The organism is Streptomyces sp. ALI-76-A (assembly GCF_030287445.1).
Classification (GTDB): Bacteria; Actinomycetota; Actinomycetes; order Streptomycetales; family Streptomycetaceae; genus Streptomyces.
Map to the genome: position 1 here is coordinate 4,480,931 of NZ_JASVWB010000002.1, position 18,023 is coordinate 4,498,953.

The following is an 18,023-nucleotide window of genomic DNA, read 5'->3' on the forward strand; positions in this document are numbered from 1 at the left end:
ACACGCGATGGGGCAGGGGCACGGCTGGGAGGGCGCGGTCCTCAAACTGCTGCGCGCGAAGGACTTCGCGTTCACCGTGACGGGCACGGAGGACGTCAGCGAGCACTACCGGCGCGTCCACCTCACCGACGGCGGGATGCTGGCGGCGACCGGCGTCCACCCCACGATGTGGGTCCGGCTCTGGTTCGACAACGCCGGCCGCCCGCACCAGCGCGCCTACACACTGGTCGACCCGGACCCCGCGGCCGGCACCTTCAGCCTGGAGTTCGCCCTGCACGAGGGGTGCGCCAGCGACTGGGCGCGGGCGGCGAAGCCGGGGGACACCATCGAGGCGACCGTGCACGGGACGGGCTTCGAGCGACCCCGGCCCGAGCCCACGCACGTCTTCGCGATCGGCGACCCGGCCTCCCTGCCCGCGCTCAACTCCCTGCTCGGCGCCCTGGACTGCGCCCCGGCGACCGTCTGGTTCGAGAGCGCCCCCGACGACAGCACCCTGCCCCTGCGCACCGACCCGGCCCGCCACGAGGTCCGCAGGGTGCCCCGGCAGGCCGACGGCGACCGCCTGGTCACCGAGGTGAAGTCGGCCCTGCCCACCCTCCTCGGGGCCACCCCGGAGCCGTACGTGTGGATCGCCTGCGACACGACGACCACCCGGACGCTGTCCTCGTACGTCCGCAGGGAACTGGGCGTGCCCAAGCAGCGGATGCACGCGCTCGGCTACTGGCGGCCGTGACCTGAGGAGCGCCCCGCCGCCCCGGACGGCATGATCGAGGGCATGGACGTCACTCTTCACCTCGCCCAGGACCCCGGGGCCGACGAGCTGCTCGGGCGCTCCCCGCTCGCCGCGCTGGTCGGCATGCTGCTCGACCAGCAGGTTCCGATGGAGTGGGCGTTCAAGGGGCCCCGCACCATCGCCGACCGTCTCGGCACCGACGACCTGGACGCGCGCGAGATCGCCGCGCAGGACCCGGAGGCCTTCGCCGCGCTGCTCTCGGAGAAGCCGGCCGTGCACCGCTACCCGGGATCGATGGCACAGCGCGTCCAGCAGCTGTGCCAGTACCTCGTCGAGCACTACGACGGGAACGCCGAGCTCGTCTGGAAGGGCGTGACCGACGGACGCGAGCTGCTCAGGCGGTTGCAGGAGCTGCCCGGTTTCGGCAGGCAGAAGGCCCAGATCTTCCTCGCCCTGCTCGGCAAGCAGCTCGGCGTGCGGCCGACGGGCTGGCGCGAGGCGGCGGGCGCCTACGGCGAACCGGAGTCCTTCCGGTCCGTCGCCGACATCACCGGGCCCGAGTCGCTGACCAAGGTGCGCGCCCACAAGCAGGAGATGAAGGCGGAGGCCAAGGCGGCCAAGGCGGCGAAGACCCCCAAGAAGTAAGCCGGGTGGCCCGCCCCCGATGGCGGCGGGCCGGGGACCGGGCCCAGCATGGATCATGACCGAGCCACCGACCGGCGCCGCCAGGGGTCCGGAGTACGACGACCGCGAGGTCCACGCCCCCACCGCCCACTCCGCGGCCGGGCACACCGCAACCGGCGGCCACGAACCCGGGCCTCCCTTCGAGGGCCCTCCGCACGCCCTCGCTCGCGCCGCCCGGCAGGTCGTCCTGCTCACCGGCGCCGCGTCGCCGGCCCTCGGCGTCCTGGTCCTGGCGGCCGCGCGTCCCGCTGCTCGCGGCCGGCGTGCTCGTCGGCGTCTGCCTCGCGATCAACGGTGTCTTCCAGCTCATCGCCGCCTTCGGCACCCGCCGGACCAACGCGCCGCGCGTCCTCGTCCTCGTCCTCGTCAGCGAAACCGTGTCCCTCCTGCGGGGCCTGTTCCCGCCCTCTCCGACCGGTCGGTGCCCGCGGATCCTCTCCGGGATCGTCACCTTCGCCGGCTGCGTCGTGCTCATCGAGGCGCCCTTCGAGTCGGTCGCCGTCCTCACCCTGGCGGGCGGCGGCCGGCTGGTCGTCGGCGGCGCGGCCGAGACCGCCACCGCGCTCCGTGTCCGGGGCCGGGCCCGGCAGGTCCCGCACCCGGTGTGAGGCCGTGGCCTCCGGCGAACGGCGAACGGGCGCATCTCGCCCCCGGCGTGCTGACCGTCCGGCGTGTCACGAGGAGATGACCTGCCATGAGCACCGCACGAGGGCCTGTCCGGCGGACCGGGCCGCAGGGCGTCGGCGCCACCTCGTCGCCGCGGCCGAGCGGGGTCTGGGAACCCTCCGGGCGGGCACGGCCGGCCGCGACGGAGCCGGCCGCGGCCGGTGCCCCGGCTCGGGGGCGCGCCGGACGCCGCCGCCTCCGCCGGAGCGGCCCTCGCCTCACGCGCCGCCGTGCCTGGCCGCGGATGCTCGTGCTGCTGCTCGCCGTCCTGCTGCCGGGCGCTCCCGCGGATGTGTCCGCGATCCCGGTGGCCGCGGCGGAGAACGTCGAGTACGACGCCCTGGACCCGGTCCTGCGGCCACCAGCCCGCGGCGCCCGGCGTCCCGTCGTCCCCCTGCGCCCCACGCGCCTTCCCGGCCCGGCACCCGGCGGCACGGTGAGCCGCCCGCTCCCCGCGCCGCCGGGGCCGCCGTACGCCCTGCGCGTCCTGCGGACCGTGGTCCTGCGCTGCTGACGGAACCGGCCGCGGCCCTACGGCGGGCCTCGGGCGGGAGGTCTCCCCGCCCCTCGGCGCGCCTTGGCAGACCGTCTCCCGGCACGACGCAAGGAACACGAACATGCCCACTGACCCGTACGCGGTCCTGCGCGCGCTGCTGCGCGCGGAGGCCGCGCGCAGCACACCGAAACCGCAGGTGAAGGAAGCGACACCGCAGCGGCCTCCGAAGGAGCGGGGCCGCCGCTGACCGGTCGGCGGAGGCGGGCCCACCGCCTCCGCCGGGCCGTACCGAAGAGCGAGCGGGTGATCTCAGGGCCGATCCGAGTGCCGCCGGAACCGGCGAGGAACCCGAACACACCACTGCCGCTGCCGCTGCCGACGACCTGTTCCCACGACGGACCACTCCTCCTCGGCCCCGGGGCCCTCCCGCGCTCCTCGGGCCGCGGCTCGCCGGGGCCTCGGCCCCCGTGCGGTGTTCACCCCCTCGTACGTCGGCTCCCGGTCCACAGCCTGTGCACAACGCGCGTGGAGCGGCGACGCGGCGACCGCACGGTCCAGGACCTCCGGCCCGGCCGGGCCCGGCAGGGACTCCGGGGCCCGCAGCCAAATCGCGGCGACCGGCGTCGGGGCACCCTTCGCAGCGGACGGTGAACCCGGCCCCCGTCCCGAGCCCGGTGAGCGGTTCCTCCGACCGATCGCGGGACCAGGACCGACGCCGAGGACCAGGTCGTACGCCGAATGGGGGAAGCTCCGCACCGTGGTCCGCGGGGCCTGCCGGCCGTCGGGGCGACGTTGCGCAGCGTGTGCTGGACCCGGCTGCCGAGCCGGCCGCGGACCTCGGACGACAGGTCCTTCGGTGCCCGCGTCACGAAGAAGACGCCGACCCATGTTCCCGTTTCGCTCCGCTTTGCGACGTCTTTTTCGGCCTGGCACTCCGCCGCCATGGCTGCGCCCGGAACGTCAGGACCGGTAGGCTTTCCGTGTGATCTTCAAGCGCATCGGAAACGGCCGGCCGTACCCCGACCACGGCCGGGAAAGCACCCGGCAGTGGGCGGACGTCGCGCCACGCCCGGTCCGCCTCGATCAGCTCGTGACGACCAAGGGCCAGCTCGACCTGGAAACCCTGCTCGCCGAGGACTCCACCTTCTACGGCGATCTCTTCGCGCACGTCGTGAAGTGGCAGGGCGACCTGTACCTGGAGGACGGTCTGCACCGGGCGGTCCGGGCGGCCCTCCAGCAACGACAGGTGCTGCACGCGCGCGTACTCGAACTCGACTGAGGCCGACCGGCTGAGGCCGCCACCGGGGCGCCCGCGCGTCCCTGGTTGGCCCTTTCGGGTTGGACTGTGCGGCGTCCAATGATCATCTAGTAGGCATCGTCGCCCAGGCGCACTACGCTGCGCCCATGAGCATGCTGACTCCCCCCGGCATGGGCGGCAAGTACCGGATCACGGGAGACAAGTACCCCCGTATGCGTCGGCCCCGGCGGCGCGGCAGGCTCGTGTTCGGGCTGGTGGCCTCGGTCGCCGCGCTCGGTCTGATCGGCTGGGGCACCCTGCAACTCATCGACGTCTTCACCGGAGGCGGCAAGAAGGCCTCGGCGGCCGGCGCCCGGACGAACTGCGCCCCGAAGTCGAGCCCCTCGCCCGGCGGTACGCCCACGGCCGTGCCCAGGCCCGCCCAGATCACCGTCAACGTCCTCAACGCCACGCCCCGCAGCGGCCTCGCCAAGAAGACCGCGGACGAGCTGAGGAAGCGCGGCTTCAAGATCGGCGAGGTGGGCAACGCGGCCAAGGAGCACGACAAGAAAATCAAGGGCACCGGCCTGCTGCTCGGTCCCGCGTCCTCGCTGAAGACCTCGCTGCCGGTGCTGGCCACCCAGCTCGCCTCGGCCGAGCGCGGCACCGACACCGCCCGCAAGGGCGGCGAACTCGACCTCGTCATCGGCACCGGCTTCAAGAGCCTCACACCCAAAGCGGACGCCGACAAGGCGCTGGCCGCACTGACCCGGCCGCAGCCGACGTCCACCACGTCGAAGCAGACCTGCTGACCAGACCTGCCGGGAACCCGCCGAGCCGTCCGGCGCGGGCGCCAGGGCCTACTCGGCCACCCCGTACAGCCGGTCCCCCGCGTCGCCCAGGCCGGGCACGATGTAACCGTGCTCGTTGAGGTGGTCGTCGACCGCCGCGGTGACCACCGTGACCGGGGTGCCCGCGAGCTCGCGCTCCATGATCTCCACACCCTCGGGGGCGGCCAGCAGCACCACCGCGGTGACGTCGTCGGCACCGCGCTTGATCAGCTCCCGGATCGCGGCGACCAGCGTGCCGCCGGTGGCGAGCATCGGGTCCAGCACGTACACCTGACGGCCGGACAGGTCCTCCGGCATACGGGTGGCGTACGTGGCCGGCTGGAGCGTCTCCTCGTCGCGGATCATGCCGAGGAAGCCCACCTCGGCGGTCGGCAGCAGCCGCGTCATGCCGTCGAGCATGCCGAGGCCGGCGCGCAGGATCGGCACCACCAGAGGGCGCGGGTGGGACAGCTTCACGCCCGTGGTCGGGGCGACCGGCGTCGTGATGTCGGCCTGTTCGGTGCGCACGTCGCGCGTGGCCTCGTAGGCGAGCAGGGTGACCAGCTCGTCGGCGAGACGGCGGAAGGTCGCGGAGTCGGTGCGCCGGTCGCGCAGCGCGGTGAGCTTGTGGGCGACCAGGGGGTGGTCGACGACGTGGAGACGCATGTCCACAACAGTAGCCGGGCCTGTCGGCCGGTCGGGCCCGGCGTCCCCGGACGGACGCGACGGGGGCGGCGGACCGGTCCGGTGTCCGGCCGGTGGCGTCAAACCGGCCGTCCGGGGGAAGTCGGGAAGGAGGACTGGGGTGGTGAACTCATGCCTGACCGGCAGAACCGCAAGAACGCGTCGCCGCGCACGCGGCCTGGGACACACGAACGGCCGGAGCCGGCCTACGCCGCGGGCGTACCGGAGATACCGGGCCTGCCGAGGCGGCCGGACGGGCCGGAGACGGACGCCGAGCGCCGTCGGCGCCGGGCCCAGTTCCTGCGCGAACTCGCCGAGGCCCGCCAGCTTCGCGACCGCGTGCAGCCCCGCCGGGCGAAGACGGCCCGGCTGCGGCACGCGATGCGCATGCGCACGTTCCGCTGGTGAGCATCGGGTGAGCGCGAGGACACGCCGGGAGAACGGCGGGAAAAAGATCGCGGGGCGCGCGGCGGTTGTCCGGACGGCCGTGCGTGACCGCCCGGAAAAGCCGCGTACGATCCGCTGTTGGCGGCAACGAGTGCGCTGGTGAGACCTCGACGGACCCTCGGCTGCCACGAGATCGGCGGCAGCCGGACACACAGGGAGCCGAAGACGTCCCCTGAGCGCCGTGTTTCTGCCACGATTCCGAGTGGGTGGGCTCGGAGCACAGCTCTCCCGCCCGCAACCTCCGCCGGGGGGACCCCCAACCGGCACGCCTAGGACCAGTGGGAGAGTCACGGTGTACTTCGCCGCACTGCTCGCGCGCACCGAAGACGGGTGGGAAGCGAGCGACACAGAGCTCGACGATGTGGAGACCCTGTCGGATCTGGCCGACCTGGCCCGTGAAGCCTCGTCCGAAGACGACACGGTGCTGGTGCTCATCGAGCAGGAGGACGCCTGGTTCGGCGTCGTCCGCATCGACGGCGAGGAGGACCCGCGTATCTACGTCTCGGACGCCGCCGCCGCCGCTCGCAGTTCGTACGGGGAGATCCTGCTCACCGACGAGCTGCTCGGCCGGGACCCGGGCGGTGACGACGACGTCGCCGACCTGGACTCCCTCGACCTCGACGGGACCGAGGACGGTGAGGACGAGGACGGGGACGACGAGACCGAGGGCGGCGGCTCCGCCGAGGCCGTGCCGCACGGCCCGGTCGGTGACACCGAGATCCTCGACGATCTCGGTGTCGCCGAGAAGGAGTTGAAGGCGCTGTCCACGGACGCGGTCACCGAGATCGCCGAGGCCCTCGGTGCCTCGGAGACCCTGGAGACCGTCCGCTGACCGGTCGGCCCCGGCAGGGACCGCCGGACCCGGTCCGCGGGCCGTGGCGGGCCGCGATGCGGCTCGCCCTGGCCGAGGCCGAGCAGGCCGGCCGCGACGGGGACGTCCCCGTCGGTGCCGTCCTGCTGTCCCCGGACGGTACGACGGTGCTCGCGGCCGGGCACAACGAACGCGAGGCCACCGGCGATCCCACGGCCCACGCGGAGGTCCTCGCCGTCCGGCGGGGCGCCGCCGAGCTGGGCGCCTGGCGGCTGTCCGGCTGCACGCTGGTCGTGACGCTGGAACCGTGCACGATGTGCGCGGGCGCCCTCGTGCAGTCCCGCGTGGACCGCGTGGTCTACGGCGCCCGGGACGAGAAGGCGGGCGCGGCCGGCTCCCTGTGGGACGTCGTCCGCGACCGGCGGCTCAACCACCGGCCCGAGGTGATCGAGGGCGTGCTCGCCGAGGAGTGCGCCCGGCTCCTCACGGACTTCTTCCGCACCCGCTGAAGCCCGGTCCCGGGTCCCTCACGGAGCCGCGAATCGGATTTCAAACCACGCCCCGCCGTGCTGTAAGGTCTCTCTCGGTAGCGTGTCCGAGCGGCCGAAGGAGCTCGCCTCGAAAGCGAGTGTGGCGCAAGTCACCGAGGGTTCAAATCCCTCCGCTACCGCTTCAGAAGGGCCCCGTCGTAAGACGGGGCCCTTCGTGCGATCATGTCCGCTCGTTGGGCCATATCAGCGACAGGGGAGGCCGCGATGGCGGTGAACTCGAAGAAGATCGCCGTCTACGTGCTCGCGGTCTTCGTGCTCTACGTGATCATCACGGACCCGGCCAAGGCCGCGGACTACGTCCAGATAGGTTTCGAAGGCATATCGGACGCCGCGCGGTCCGTCGGCGACTTCATGTCGTGGCTCGCCGACGGAGGAAACTGATGAACCGCGACTGAAGGCTGGACCGCGGCTGAAAGCTCAGCGGCCGCGAACACCGAGCCAGGACGGCATCCAGGCCCTCCGCCGGAACGGCGGGGGGCTTCCTCGCGTCTTGTGGCCGAACTCGTCACGTTTCGAACACCTATCGCCTCAACACGGGGCTATGCGGTGCTTGCACACAGTGCACATGTCTTGTGATGCTATGACCGCTTTTGATGGATGAGTTGACCACTGAAGACCGATGAAGAGGTGGCGTTGACCGTGTCGGCCAGTACTGCGCCGCCCCAGGAAGAGGCTCCCGCCCAGCCCCCGGCGGCGGCCACGCCCCAACGGAGCCGCGGCGCCGACACCCGGGCCCTGACGCAGGTGCTCTTCGGACAGCTCAAGGACCTGCAACCCGGCACCCCGGAGCACGACCGGGTGCGCGGGGCGCTCATCGAGGCCAACCTCCCGCTCGTGCGTTACGCGGCCGCCCGCTTCCGCTCCCGCAACGAGCCGATGGAGGACGTCATCCAGGTCGGCACCATCGGGCTCATCAACGCGATCGACCGCTTCGACCCGGACCGGGGTGTGCAGTTCCCGACGTTCGCGATGCCGACGGTGATCGGGGAGATCAAGCGGTACTTCCGGGACAACGTCCGCACGGTGCACGTACCGCGCCGGCTGCACGAGCTGTGGGTGCAGGTCAACAGCGCGACCGAGGACCTGACGACCGCCTTCGGACGCACGCCGACGACCGCCGAGATCGCCGGGCGGCTGCGCATCTCCGAGGACGAGGTGCTGTCCTGCATCGAGGCGGGGCGGTCGTACCACGCCACCTCGCTGGAGGCCGCCCAGGAGGGCGACGGCATGCCGGGGCTGCTCGACCGGCTCGGTTACGAGGACCCGGCGCTGGACGGCGTGGAGCACCGCGACCTGGTGCGGCATCTGCTGGTCCAGCTGCCGGAACGGGAGCAGCGCATTCTGCTGCTGCGTTACTACAGCAATCTCACCCAGTCACAGATCAGCGCGGAACTCGGCGTATCGCAGATGCACGTCTCCCGGCTCCTCGCGCGCAGCTTCCAGCGGCTGCGCTCCGCGAACCGGATCGAGGCATAGGGCCGGGCGTGAACCGGCGGGTAAGGCGAGACGCGCACCAGGCGTGAGCATGGCGTGAGTGAGGCATAAGAACACCATCGGTCGACGCGGAACCGAATGCGGTATCGACATGTCACCGGTGAGAGCGAATCGCTCACCAGCGCGGATCCCTGCGGTTCTGCGCCGAAAAACCGTCAGACCCCCTTCTTCCAGGGCGTATTCGCGTCTCGCATGTCGACATGTCACTACAGCGTGTTGCCGACATGTGACATTCTGCGGGAAGCGCGTTTGCCGGAGCTCCGGCTCCGGTATTCAGGTGAGGGCTGCGTTCCTGAAGTGGGAGCGTTCGCCACGACCGTCCTCGCGACCCAAAGGGGGTGGCATGTCCGCAGTCCAGGGCAGCTCGAAGGTGCTCACGCTCACGAAGAGCGAGCCTGCGCCCGCGCTCGACGACATCACGGCCGTCGAGGCCGCGCCGGCCCCGGCCCTCCCGACCTCGGGAGCTCTCGACACACGCACCCTGTCCCGCTCCCTTTTCCTGCGGCTCGCCGCACTCGACGAGAACAGCCCGGAGCGTGGTTACGTCCGGGACACCCTCATCGAGCTCAACCTCCCGCTGGTCCGCTACGCGGCGGCACGCTTCCGCTCCCGCAACGAGCCGATGGAGGACATCGTCCAGGTCGGCACCATCGGCCTGATCAAGGCGATCGACCGGTTCGACTGCGAACGGGGCGTGGAGTTCCCGACGTTCGCGATGCCGACGGTGGTCGGCGAGATCAAGCGGTTCTTCCGGGACACCTCCTGGTCGGTGCGCGTCCCGCGCCGCCTCCAGGAGCTGCGGCTCGCCCTCACCAAGGCCAGCGACGAGCTCTCCCAGAAGCTGGACCGCTCGCCGACGGTCGCCGAACTCGCCGTGGTGCTCGGGGTGTCCGAGGAAGACGTCGTCGACGGCCTCGCGGTCGGCAACGCGTACACGGCCTCGTCCCTGGACTCCCCGGCTCCCGAGGACGACGGCGGCGAGGGTTCCCTCGCGGACCGCCTCGGCTACGAGGACACCGCGCTGGAGGGTGTCGAGTACCGCGAGTCCCTGAAGCCGCTGCTGGCCAAACTCCCGCCCCGGGAACGGCAGATCATCATGCTGCGCTTCTTCGCCAACATGACCCAGTCACAGATCGGCGAGGAGGTCGGCATCTCCCAGATGCACGTCTCCCGGCTGCTGACACGGACGCTGTCGCAGCTGCGGGAGGGTCTCATCTCGGACTGAGGACGTGGGCGGCGACCGAGGGCTCGGACCCGGGCCCCGGCCGGCTCGAGCCCGCGGTTTCCCTCCTGAGGCAGCGTCAGCCGTCCCGGCCTGACGCCGCGATCCAAGCGACGTGGACACATGGCCGTCGGGGCGCCTTGATCGGCGCGTCGGCGGCCGTCGTCGTCCGTCCCGCAGAGCGGCGGCGTGCCGCGCACGGGGCGCTGGAAGCGATGGCGGGGTGGTCGCGGCGGGCGCGGTCCTGCCGCCCCGGCTCTCCGGTCCTACGGCGGTGCCGTCGACGGGGGCATGACGGCGGAGCCGAGCGGCGGGAAGCCGTCGGCGAGCACGTCGGCCGACGCGGGCGGCCCGTGCGCGGGGAGCGGCGCACCGGCGTCGGTTCCCGGAACGATGGGCCCCGTCGCCCCGCGCGCCCGCACACGGGGAGCCGCAGGGCGGATCCCCGTCCGGCGGAGGTGGTTACTTCAGCGCGAGCCAGGCCACGGCGGCGACGACCGCCACCGCGACGATCACGCCGACGATCAGGCCCAGGCGGGGACCGCTGGAGGCGGCGGCCTGCTGCTGACGGCCCTGGGGGGCCTCGTCGACGAAGGCGCGGAACATCTGGGTGCTGCCGGCGGGGTCCTGGTGACCCTGGGGGTCCTGGGTGTTGGCCATGCCCCGGACCCTAGCGAATCCGGGGGTGGGGCCCAAGTGGAGGCCTTGATTCCACACCGCGTCTGCTCACCTGCACGTTTACGTTCGCAATACTTGCCTTTGCCAAGTTTTTGTCCGCTCCGGGCCCGATCTCGTTTGCCTGTAACAACCAACTGATTTTATGGTTGCCCTAAGCAACGAACACGGGAGGCGTGATGGCCGAGCAGGCGCAGTACGAGGAGCTGATCCGTCAGTTCAGCGCCTTCGGCGCCGTCCGCAGGGAGATGCGACGCGTCATGCCGTCCGACTGCCCCAGCGGATCCGCCACCGTGCTGACACTCCTGGACCGCCACGGAGACATGCGCATGAGCAAGCTCGCCGAGCTGCTCGCCGTGGACATGTCGGTCACCAGCCGCCATGTCGCGCACGTGGCCGAGCGCGGCTGGATCGAGCGCTCCCCCGACCCGGCGGACAAGCGCTCGCGCATCCTGCGCCTGACGCCCACGGGCCGCGACCGGCTGGACGAGCTGTCCCGGCGGACCTGCCGGATGCTCGCCGAGCGCCTGAGCGACTGGACCGACGACGAGGTCGGACAGCTCACCCGCCTCATGGCACGGCTCAGGTCGAGCTTCGACGACTGCCGTGCGGCACCTCCGGAGCCCCGGCCGCCCACCGCGCCCGTGCTCGAACGGTCCACGGACCGGTCCACCCGTACACCCGCGATCACCACGTAAGAGAAGGAAACCCATGGCAACGACCACACCGACCGGTGTGCGGGCCCACGCCAGGCACGGAGGGGGCTCCCCGGGTTCCTCCGACGGCGCGCCGATGACGCACCGGCAGATCATGGAGGCGCTCTCCGGGCTGCTGCTCGGGATGTTCGTGGCGATCCTGTCGTCCACGATCGTCTCGAACGCCCTCCCGGAGATCATCGGCGACCTCGGCGGCGGCCAGTCCGCCTACACCTGGGTCGTCACCGCCACCCTGCTGGCGATGACCGCGACCACTCCCCTGTGGGGCAAGCTCGCCGACCTCTACGACAAGAAGGCGCTCGTCCAGCTGGCGCTGGTCATCTACGTGCTGGGTTCGGCCGCCGCCGGTCTGTCGCAGAACGCCGGGATGCTGATCGCCTGCCGTGTCGTGCAGGGCGTCGGCGTCGGCGGTCTGTCCGCACTCGCGCAGATCGTGATGGCCGCGATGATCTCCCCGCGGGAGCGCGGCCGTTACTCCGGCTACCTGGGCGCGACCTTCGCCGTCGCCACCGTCGGCGGTCCGCTGCTCGGCGGTGTCATCACCGACACCAGCTGGCTCGGCTGGCGCTGGTGCTTCTACGTCGGTGTGCCCTTCGCCGTCATCGCGCTCATCGTGCTGCAGAAGACCCTGCACCTGCCGGTCGTGAAGCGGGACGTCAAGGTCGACTGGGCCGGCGCGTTCTTCATCTCGGCGGCGGTCTCGCTGCTGCTGGTCTGGGTCACCTTCGCGGGCGACAAGTACGAGTGGCTGTCCTGGCAGACGTACGCGATGGTCGCGGGCTCGGTCGTGCTCGGCCTGGTCTTCGTGCTCGTCGAGTCGAGGGCCACAGAACCGATCATCCCGCTGCGGCTGTTCCGCAACCGCACCATCACCCTGTCGTCGATCGCCTCGCTGTTCGTGGGCGTCGCGATGTTCTCCGGCACGGTGTTCTTCGCCCAGTACTTCCAGCTGGCCCGGGACAAGTCCCCGACCATGTCCGGCGTCATGACGATCCCGATGATCGGCGGCCTGTTCGTCTCCTCCACCGTCTCCGGGCAGTTCATCACCCGCACCGGAAAGTGGAAGGCCTGGCTGGTCGGCGGTGGCGTGCTCATCACGGCCGGGCTCGGCCTGCTGGGGACCATCCGCTACGACACGGAGTACTGGAAGACCGCGGTCTTCATGGCCCTCCTCGGTCTCGGCGTCGGCATGATGATGCAGAACCTGGTGCTGTCCACGCAGAACCAGGTCGACCCGAAGGACCTCGGCTCGGCCAGCTCCACGGTCACCTTCTTCCGGTCCCTCGGCGGCGCGATGGGCGTCTCGGCGCTCGGTTCCGTCATGGCCCACCGCATCACCGGCTACGCCGAGGACGGCATCGCCGGCCTCGGCCCGAAGTACGCCTCCCTCGCGTCCGGTTCGAGCTCCGGCGACTCCATCCCGGACATGGACAAGCTGCCCGTGCCACTGCGCACGGTCATGGAGAGCGCGTACGGCCACGGCATCGCCGACGTCTTCCTGATCGCGGCGGGGCTGGCCCTGCTCGCCTTCCTCATCACGCTGTTCATCAAGGAGGTCCCGCTGCGGACGAAGGGCGCCCTGGCGCAGGCCGCCTCGCCGCGGACCCCGGCGCAGGCCGCTCCGGCCGCCGACGCGGCGCGGGCCCCCGCCGAGGAGCACGTCCCGAGCTGGGCCGTCGCCCCTTCCACGGCCGAGACCGGCCCCGAGGGCACCCAGCGGCTCGCGGCCGTCGCCACGGTCGCCCGCCCCGAGGAGCCCACGGGCACCTCCGGCGGGGTGCCGGTGCGCGGGTTCGTCCGGGGCGCGGAGTCGGCGCCGGTGGCGCGGGCCGCGGTGACGCTGATCTCGCTGGCCGGGCGGCAGTTGGGGCGGGCGGTGGCGCAGGGCGACGGTTCCTACGCGCTGGACGCGCCGGGTGCGGGCTCCTACGTGCTGATCGCGTCGGCGGACGGGTTCCAGCCGCAGGCCTCCACCGTCGTGGTCGGCGGGGAGCCGGTGACGTACGACATCCTCCTGAGCGGCACCAGCGGCCTGGGCGGTCTGGTGCGCGCCGCGCAGACGGGGAGTGCCGTCAGGGACGCGATGGTGATCGTCACCGACGTGCGCGGGGACGTGCTGGCCACCGGGAGCACCGGGGAGCAGGGCGAGTTCGCCTTCGCCGAGCTGGTGCCCGGCGCGGTGACGGTGGCCGTGAACGCCGCCGGGTACCGGCCGCGGGCGCTGCCCGTCGAGGTCGGCGGCACGGGAGTGACCCGGCTGGAGGTGGACCTGGAGGCCGGGGCCCGGCTCCAGGGCGTCGTACGGGCGCCGCACGGTCCGCTGGCCGATGCCCGCGTCACCCTGGTCGACGCGGCCGGCAACGTGGTGGGCACCGCGACCACGGGCGTGGACGGGGCGTACGCGTTCACCGACCTGGACAACGGCGAGTACACCGTCATCGCGACGGGCTACCCGCCGGCGGCCACCGCCCTGACCGTCACCGGCCGGGGAACCGACGGCCACGACATCGAACTCGCCCACCCCGGCGAGTAGACGAGGACCGGCCCGTGACGGGCACGCTCCGAGCGGAGGCGTGCCCGCCGCGGGCCGGTCGTGTGAGGACCGGATCGCAAGGCTTTCGCAGGGAGAGAACGGGATGGGACTGACCGCGAGGATTCGTACGCGGGACGGATGGGCCGTGTCGCACGCGGTCGTCACGGTGACCGACACGACCGGTTCGCAGGTGCTGCGGGCCGAGGCGGACGCCGAGGGGGCCGTACGGGACACGACGCCGCTGACGCCCGGGGCGTACACCGTCATCGTCACGGCCGTCGGCTACGCGCCCGCCGCGGCCGGCGCGCTGGTCACGGCGAGCGGGCGGGCCGAGGTCGGCACGGTGACGCTGGCCCGGCAGGGCGGCACCGAACTGCCGCCGCCCGGGCCCTGGACGATCGACCCGGCGCACTCCAGTGTCGCCGCCGTCGCCCAGCACCTGGGGATCTCCAGCGTGCGCGGCCGGTTCACGGAGTTCACGGGCGCGGTCGAGATCGCCCCGGACGACGTGACCGGGTCCCGTGTGGAGGCGGTCGTTCGGGCCGCGTCCATCGACACCGGCAACGACACGCGCGACACCCACCTGAGGTCGGCGGACTTCCTGGACGTCGAGCGGTTCCCGGAGATCACCTACCGCTCGACCGGGCTGGCGGCGGCCGCCCCGGACCGCTGGACCGTGCACGGCGAGCTGACCCTGCACGGCGTCGTCCGCCCGGTCGACCTGGATCTGGCCTACCTCGGCACCGGTTCCGACCCGTGGGGCGGCACCCGGGCCGCGTTCCGGGCGACGGCCGAACTGCGCCGCGAGGACTTCGCCATGAACTACAACCAGGTCGTCCAGGCGGGCATCGCCGCCATCGGGACGACACTGAAGGTGGAACTGGACATCCAGACCGTCCAGGGAGCCACCCTGCCGCAGGCCTGACACGTGGCCGTCCCGCGCCGTGGACCCGGTGACCCGGCGACGGCGGGGCTCACATGAGGCCCACGATGCGGGGCGGGGCGAACAGGTGGCGGGCGCGGTGTTCCTCGGCGATCATGACGGCGCCCGGCAGCAGGCCGGGGGAGCGCTGCCGGGTCCTGGCCACGGAGTCGCGGTGGCCGGCGCAGGTCGCGCAGGACGGGTCCCAGTCGGGCAGCGACGCGCGGTGGGCGTCGGCCAGATGACGGCTCAGACTGATCTGTGTGCCCACGATGCTGTCGGTGACGTCCCAGTCGACGCCCGGGTCCTCCGCGGTCAGTCCGGCGATGACCGCCTGTATGTGCTTCATCGCCTCGTAACGGCGGACGCACTCGGCGCAGTCCCACATCCAGGCGGGTGGCAGCGGCCACTGTGCCTCGGGACTGAGGTCCTCCGCGCTCATGCGGGCCACGGTAGGCGCTGCGGGCCCGGCCTCGCAGGCGTCCGGACGAACTGAACGCCCGTCAGGTGCGGCCGCGTGCCGAGCGCTCACCGCTCACCCGCGCCACCAGGTCGCTGCACAGGTCCCTGAGCTTGACGTTGTGGTCCTGCGAGACGCGGCGCAGGCGCTCCAGCGCGATCCCGGCGTCGATCCGTTCCTGCGCCATGAGGATGCCGACCGCCTGGTCGATGACACTGCGGGAGAGCAGCGCCGTGCGCACGTCGGCCGCCGACTCCCGGCGGCGCTCGACCCGCAGGGCGACGTCGATCGCGTCGCTCACCCGGGCGGCGAACGTCCGGGCCGCCTCCCGGCCCCGCTCCAGCGAGCCGGGTGCGACGCCGTAGAGGTTGAGGGCGGCGCCTCTTTCCCCCTGGACGGCGATCGGGATCGCCAGGACGCAGTGCACGCCGGCGGACAGCGCGTACTCCGTGTACGCGGGCCAGCGGCGCTCCTCGGCCAGGTCGGGGGCGTACTGCTCGGTCTCCGTCTCGGCGGCCTGCACGCACGGCCCCGCGCCGTTCTCGTACTGGCGCTGGTCGAGCCCGCTGGGCAGACCCCGGCTGCCGGCCAGGGTCAGCAGCCGGTCGGCCCGGCGCACCGTGATGCTGCACGCGGCTGCTCCCGGCACGGCCTCCACCGCGCGATCGGTCAGATCGCGCAGCAGCGTGTCGAGGCCGCTGCTGCGCACGATGGCCATCTCCAGCGTGTCGGGCGTCTCAAGGCTCATGGACGTACGGATATCCCGTCAGGGACCGTTAACGCCTGGCGCCGCCCGCACCGTCACGGGGTCTGGCTCGTGCCGACGATGCGGCGGGCGAGGTCGCGCAGCTTGACGTTCTCCCGCTGCGAGGCCTTGATCAGCGACTCGAACGCCTCCGCCGCGTCCATGTCCATCCGTTCCATGAGGATCCCGGTGGCCTGCCCGATCAGGTCCCGGGTGCGCATGGCCTCCGTCAGCTGCTCGCGCACGGTGGCCGAGTCCAGGGCGAGGCTGACGTGCGCGGTGAACAGCCGGCCGACGCGGGTGGCGGCCTCGTCGAAGGCGCGCGGCTTGTGGGCGTAGGCGGTGAGCACGGTGAGGCGACGGCGGTCGGTCCGCAGCCGCAGCGACAGCGCCGAACGCAGGCCCAGCTCGGCGAGCGGGGCTCCGCCGTCGTCGGCCTCGCTGTCCTCCAGCCGTACGACGGGCGCGCTCCACAGCTGCTCCCAGTACGGCACCTGCTCGCGCCCGGTGGGCCCGGTCTCGGCGGAGCGTACGACCTCGTCGGTCCAGGCGACCGTGTGGCGGTGCTGGGAGCGCTCGATCACGGAGATGCCGGCGTGGTCGGCACCGGGCAGCAGATGGACGGCCAGACGGACCGCGGTGCGCATGGTGCTGTGCGGGGTCACCGTGTCGTGCAGTTGCTGAGCTGCCACCGTGAGGGCTTCCGCCAGCTCGAAACCGGCGGGAAAACGGGGCAAATCAGGGAACTCGGACGCAACCACCACGAACCTCTTCGGCATGCACGACCGAACGGACGTGCGCAGGAGAGCTCCGCAGCACATTCCCGACTGCGAGCACAGGACGGACAGCACTTTAGCTGCTTGGTTGCGCCGAAGTGACGTCCGGTGGCCGGAGGCGAGGGGCACTTCCGGACCCGCTCCCCGGCGTGGTGCAATGAGGGCGACAGGTCAGGAAGTGGCCTCCCCGGAATCCGGACGATCGTCTGTCTGCCAGGTGAGTGCCGTGACCTCCTTCCCGAATCCGTGCGAGCCGCGTGATCTTCGCGATCTGCCCGGCTGCACCACCCTGCTCGTGCTCCCGCCCGAGATCGACTTCTGCAACGCCGACGAACTGCTGCACCGGATCCTGTCCGCCGTGGACGCCCGCGCCGACCGGCTGCGGCTGCTCGTCCTGGACCTCACCAGGACCGACTTCATGGACTCCCAGGGCGTCCGCCTCGTCGAGGACGTCCGCCTCCGGCTCCCGCCCCGGGTACGGCTGCGGGTGGTCGCGGTCCCCGACGGCTTCGCCGGCCGCGTCCTCGAGCTGACGGGGGTGCGGCGGGACGTGCCGGTCTACGACAACCTCGGCGAGGCGCTGGAGGCCTGACGGGGGGCCGGGGCGGGCGTTCCGTGCGGTGTCCCGCGGGTGTTCCTGACGGGCGCCCTGGCGGAACACCGTGTGCGGATACTCCCTTCGGTGTCCCGCGGGTGTTCCTGACGGGTGCTCTGGACGGAACTCCGGGGTGCGTGTCCTGCCGGGCGCCTGAACGGGCACTCGGCGGCGGGGTCCTAGGCTGACGCCATGGCACCGAACATCGCGACCAACACCTCCGTATCGCTGGACGAGTTGCTGGACTTCGTACGGCCCCGGCACCACGCGATCCTGCTGACCCGGCGGGCCGACGGCAGCCCCCAGGGGTCCCCTCTGACCTGCGGGGTCGACGACTCGGGACGGATCGTCGTCTCGACCTACCCCGAGCGGGCCAAGACCCGCAACGCCAGCCGGGATCCGCGGGTCAGCCTGCTCGTGCTGAGCGACGACTGGAACGGGCCGTGGGTGCAGATCGACGGCACGGCCGAGGTCATCGACTCGCCCGACTCCGTCGAACCGCTCGTGGAGTACTACCGGAACATCGCCGGTGAGCACCCCGACTGGGACGAGTACCGGGCGGCCATGCTCAAGCAGGGCAAGTCGATCATCCGGGTCACGCCGGAACGGTGGGGACCGGTGGCGACGGGCGGCTTCCCGGCGCGGCTGGTGTCCGGCGACTAGTGCCGCGGCAGGCAACGTTTGCCCGTCAAGGAGCGGCGTCCGGTGCGTGCTCTCGGCGTGCCGGCCGGAAGCCCTCGTACTGG

At 72.2% G+C, this 18,023-nt stretch carries 25 protein-coding genes and 1 tRNA gene; 19 read left to right on the forward strand and 7 right to left on the reverse strand.

Features of this window, described 5'->3' with window-relative positions; genetic code table 11:
- The first annotated feature begins 7 nt into the window (after positions 1–7).
- The 5 genes from QQS16_RS20925 to QQS16_RS20945 all read left to right on the forward strand — a co-directional run bounded on the left by QQS16_RS20925 (position 8) and on the right by QQS16_RS20945 (position 2,826).
- Positions 8–733, forward strand: coding sequence for a siderophore-interacting protein (locus QQS16_RS20925; protein WP_286063359.1), 726 nt, complete (start codon positions 8–10; stop codon positions 731–733).
- 42 nt (positions 734–775) lie between these two features.
- A complete protein-coding gene (locus QQS16_RS20930) occupies positions 776–1,378 on the forward strand; it encodes an HhH-GPD-type base excision DNA repair protein (RefSeq protein ID WP_286063360.1) in 603 nt (200 codons plus the stop codon).
- 302 nt (positions 1,379–1,680) lie between these two features.
- Entirely contained in the window at positions 1,681–2,025 is a 345-nt protein-coding gene (locus QQS16_RS43540) for a DUF308 domain-containing protein (RefSeq protein ID WP_353479680.1), read from the forward strand.
- Between the two features lie 86 nt (positions 2,026–2,111).
- The gene (locus tag QQS16_RS20940) at positions 2,112–2,597 is read left to right on the forward strand and encodes a hypothetical protein (RefSeq protein WP_286063361.1); all 486 of its coding nucleotides are present in this window, start codon (positions 2,112–2,114) and stop codon (positions 2,595–2,597) included.
- Between the two features lie 103 nt (positions 2,598–2,700).
- On the forward strand, positions 2,701–2,826 hold the full coding sequence (locus QQS16_RS20945; protein ID WP_286063362.1) for a hypothetical protein: 126 nt from the start codon (positions 2,701–2,703) through the stop codon (positions 2,824–2,826).
- Positions 2,827–2,888: 62 nt separating this feature from the next.
- Here QQS16_RS20945 and QQS16_RS20950 read toward each other — a convergent pair whose 3' ends face one another.
- Both QQS16_RS20950 and QQS16_RS20955 read right to left on the reverse strand, forming a co-directional pair.
- Positions 2,889–3,164, reverse strand: a complete 276-nt coding sequence (locus QQS16_RS20950; RefSeq protein WP_286066397.1) for a hypothetical protein — start codon at positions 3,162–3,164, stop codon at positions 2,889–2,891.
- Entirely contained in the window at positions 3,056–3,523 is a 468-nt protein-coding gene (locus QQS16_RS20955) for a helicase HerA-like domain-containing protein (RefSeq protein ID WP_286066398.1), read from the reverse strand. Before QQS16_RS20955 ends, QQS16_RS20950 begins: the two co-directional genes overlap by 109 nt.
- A gap of 38 nt (positions 3,524–3,561) precedes the next feature.
- Here QQS16_RS20955 and QQS16_RS20960 point away from each other — a divergent pair, with 38 nt between their 5' ends.
- Positions 3,562–3,858: a type II toxin-antitoxin system VapB family antitoxin gene (locus QQS16_RS20960; protein ID WP_003999914.1), complete on the forward strand. Its 297-nt coding sequence runs from the start codon at positions 3,562–3,564 to the stop codon at positions 3,856–3,858.
- A 125-nt stretch (positions 3,859–3,983) separates the two neighbouring features.
- A complete protein-coding gene (locus QQS16_RS20965) occupies positions 3,984–4,628 on the forward strand; it encodes a LytR C-terminal domain-containing protein (RefSeq protein ID WP_286063363.1) in 645 nt (214 codons plus the stop codon).
- A gap of 48 nt (positions 4,629–4,676) precedes the next feature.
- On the opposite strand, the gene upp is transcribed toward QQS16_RS20965, so the two are convergent.
- Positions 4,677–5,312, reverse strand: coding sequence for a uracil phosphoribosyltransferase (gene upp / locus QQS16_RS20970; protein ID WP_286063364.1), 636 nt, complete (start codon positions 5,310–5,312; stop codon positions 4,677–4,679).
- Between the two features lie 150 nt (positions 5,313–5,462).
- On the opposite strand from upp, the gene QQS16_RS20975 reads away from it, so the two are divergent.
- From QQS16_RS20975 to QQS16_RS21005, 7 genes are all read left to right on the forward strand, one after another.
- Positions 5,463–5,738, forward strand: a complete 276-nt coding sequence (locus QQS16_RS20975; protein ID WP_286063365.1) for a hypothetical protein — start codon at positions 5,463–5,465, stop codon at positions 5,736–5,738.
- A 331-nt stretch (positions 5,739–6,069) separates the two neighbouring features.
- Entirely contained in the window at positions 6,070–6,609 is a 540-nt protein-coding gene (locus tag QQS16_RS20980) for a tRNA adenosine deaminase-associated protein (RefSeq protein WP_286063366.1), read from the forward strand.
- A 56-nt stretch (positions 6,610–6,665) separates the two neighbouring features.
- Positions 6,666–7,097 (forward strand): tRNA adenosine(34) deaminase TadA, encoded by a 432-nt coding sequence (tadA, locus tag QQS16_RS20985; RefSeq protein WP_286063367.1) that lies wholly within the window; start codon positions 6,666–6,668, stop codon positions 7,095–7,097.
- A 76-nt stretch (positions 7,098–7,173) separates the two neighbouring features.
- A tRNA-Ser gene (locus QQS16_RS20990) sits at positions 7,174–7,258 on the forward strand.
- Positions 7,259–7,343: 85 nt separating this feature from the next.
- Positions 7,344–7,520 carry a hypothetical protein gene (locus tag QQS16_RS20995; RefSeq protein ID WP_286063368.1) on the forward strand — a complete coding sequence of 59 codons (177 nt, stop codon included), beginning with the start codon at positions 7,344–7,346 and terminating at the stop codon, positions 7,518–7,520.
- A gap of 246 nt (positions 7,521–7,766) precedes the next feature.
- Positions 7,767–8,615, forward strand: coding sequence for an RNA polymerase sigma factor SigF (locus tag QQS16_RS21000; protein WP_286063369.1), 849 nt, complete (start codon positions 7,767–7,769; stop codon positions 8,613–8,615).
- A gap of 361 nt (positions 8,616–8,976) precedes the next feature.
- A complete protein-coding gene (locus tag QQS16_RS21005) occupies positions 8,977–9,858 on the forward strand; it encodes an RNA polymerase sigma factor SigF (RefSeq protein ID WP_286063371.1) in 882 nt (293 codons plus the stop codon).
- 459 nt (positions 9,859–10,317) lie between these two features.
- On the opposite strand, the gene QQS16_RS21010 is transcribed toward QQS16_RS21005, so the two are convergent.
- Positions 10,318–10,515: a hypothetical protein gene (locus QQS16_RS21010; RefSeq protein ID WP_286063373.1), complete on the reverse strand. Its 198-nt coding sequence runs from the start codon at positions 10,513–10,515 to the stop codon at positions 10,318–10,320.
- A gap of 194 nt (positions 10,516–10,709) precedes the next feature.
- Between QQS16_RS21010 and QQS16_RS21015 the strand changes: the two genes are divergently transcribed.
- The 3 genes from QQS16_RS21015 to QQS16_RS21025 all read left to right on the forward strand — a co-directional run bounded on the left by QQS16_RS21015 (position 10,710) and on the right by QQS16_RS21025 (position 14,704).
- The gene (locus QQS16_RS21015) at positions 10,710–11,228 is read left to right on the forward strand and encodes a MarR family winged helix-turn-helix transcriptional regulator (protein WP_286063374.1); all 519 of its coding nucleotides are present in this window, start codon (positions 10,710–10,712) and stop codon (positions 11,226–11,228) included.
- A gap of 94 nt (positions 11,229–11,322) precedes the next feature.
- The gene (locus tag QQS16_RS21020; protein ID WP_502963917.1) at positions 11,323–13,779 is read left to right on the forward strand and encodes an MFS transporter; all 2,457 of its coding nucleotides are present in this window, start codon (positions 11,323–11,325) and stop codon (positions 13,777–13,779) included.
- Between the two features lie 103 nt (positions 13,780–13,882).
- Positions 13,883–14,704, forward strand: a complete 822-nt coding sequence (locus tag QQS16_RS21025) for a YceI family protein (protein ID WP_286063376.1) — start codon at positions 13,883–13,885, stop codon at positions 14,702–14,704.
- Positions 14,705–14,753: 49 nt separating this feature from the next.
- Here the strand turns inward: QQS16_RS21025 and QQS16_RS21030 are convergent, their stop codons facing one another.
- The 3 genes from QQS16_RS21030 to QQS16_RS21040 all read right to left on the reverse strand — a co-directional run bounded on the left by QQS16_RS21030 (position 14,754) and on the right by QQS16_RS21040 (position 16,685).
- Complete coding sequence (locus tag QQS16_RS21030) at positions 14,754–15,143, reverse strand: tumor necrosis factor receptor family protein (protein ID WP_286063377.1); 390 nt, start codon at positions 15,141–15,143, stop codon at positions 14,754–14,756.
- A gap of 61 nt (positions 15,144–15,204) precedes the next feature.
- Positions 15,205–15,909 carry a GAF and ANTAR domain-containing protein gene (locus QQS16_RS21035; RefSeq protein ID WP_286063378.1) on the reverse strand — a complete coding sequence of 235 codons (705 nt, stop codon included), beginning with the start codon at positions 15,907–15,909 and terminating at the stop codon, positions 15,205–15,207.
- A 53-nt stretch (positions 15,910–15,962) separates the two neighbouring features.
- Positions 15,963–16,685, reverse strand: a complete 723-nt coding sequence (locus tag QQS16_RS21040) for an ANTAR domain-containing protein (protein ID WP_286063379.1) — start codon at positions 16,683–16,685, stop codon at positions 15,963–15,965.
- A 223-nt stretch (positions 16,686–16,908) separates the two neighbouring features.
- Between QQS16_RS21040 and QQS16_RS21045 the strand changes: the two genes are divergently transcribed.
- Both QQS16_RS21045 and QQS16_RS21050 read left to right on the forward strand, forming a co-directional pair.
- A complete protein-coding gene (locus QQS16_RS21045; protein WP_286063380.1) occupies positions 16,909–17,274 on the forward strand; it encodes an STAS domain-containing protein in 366 nt (121 codons plus the stop codon).
- Positions 17,275–17,469: 195 nt separating this feature from the next.
- Positions 17,470–17,940 (forward strand): PPOX class F420-dependent oxidoreductase, encoded by a 471-nt coding sequence (locus QQS16_RS21050; protein WP_286063381.1) that lies wholly within the window; start codon positions 17,470–17,472, stop codon positions 17,938–17,940.
- Positions 17,941–18,023: the final 83 nt, after the last annotated feature.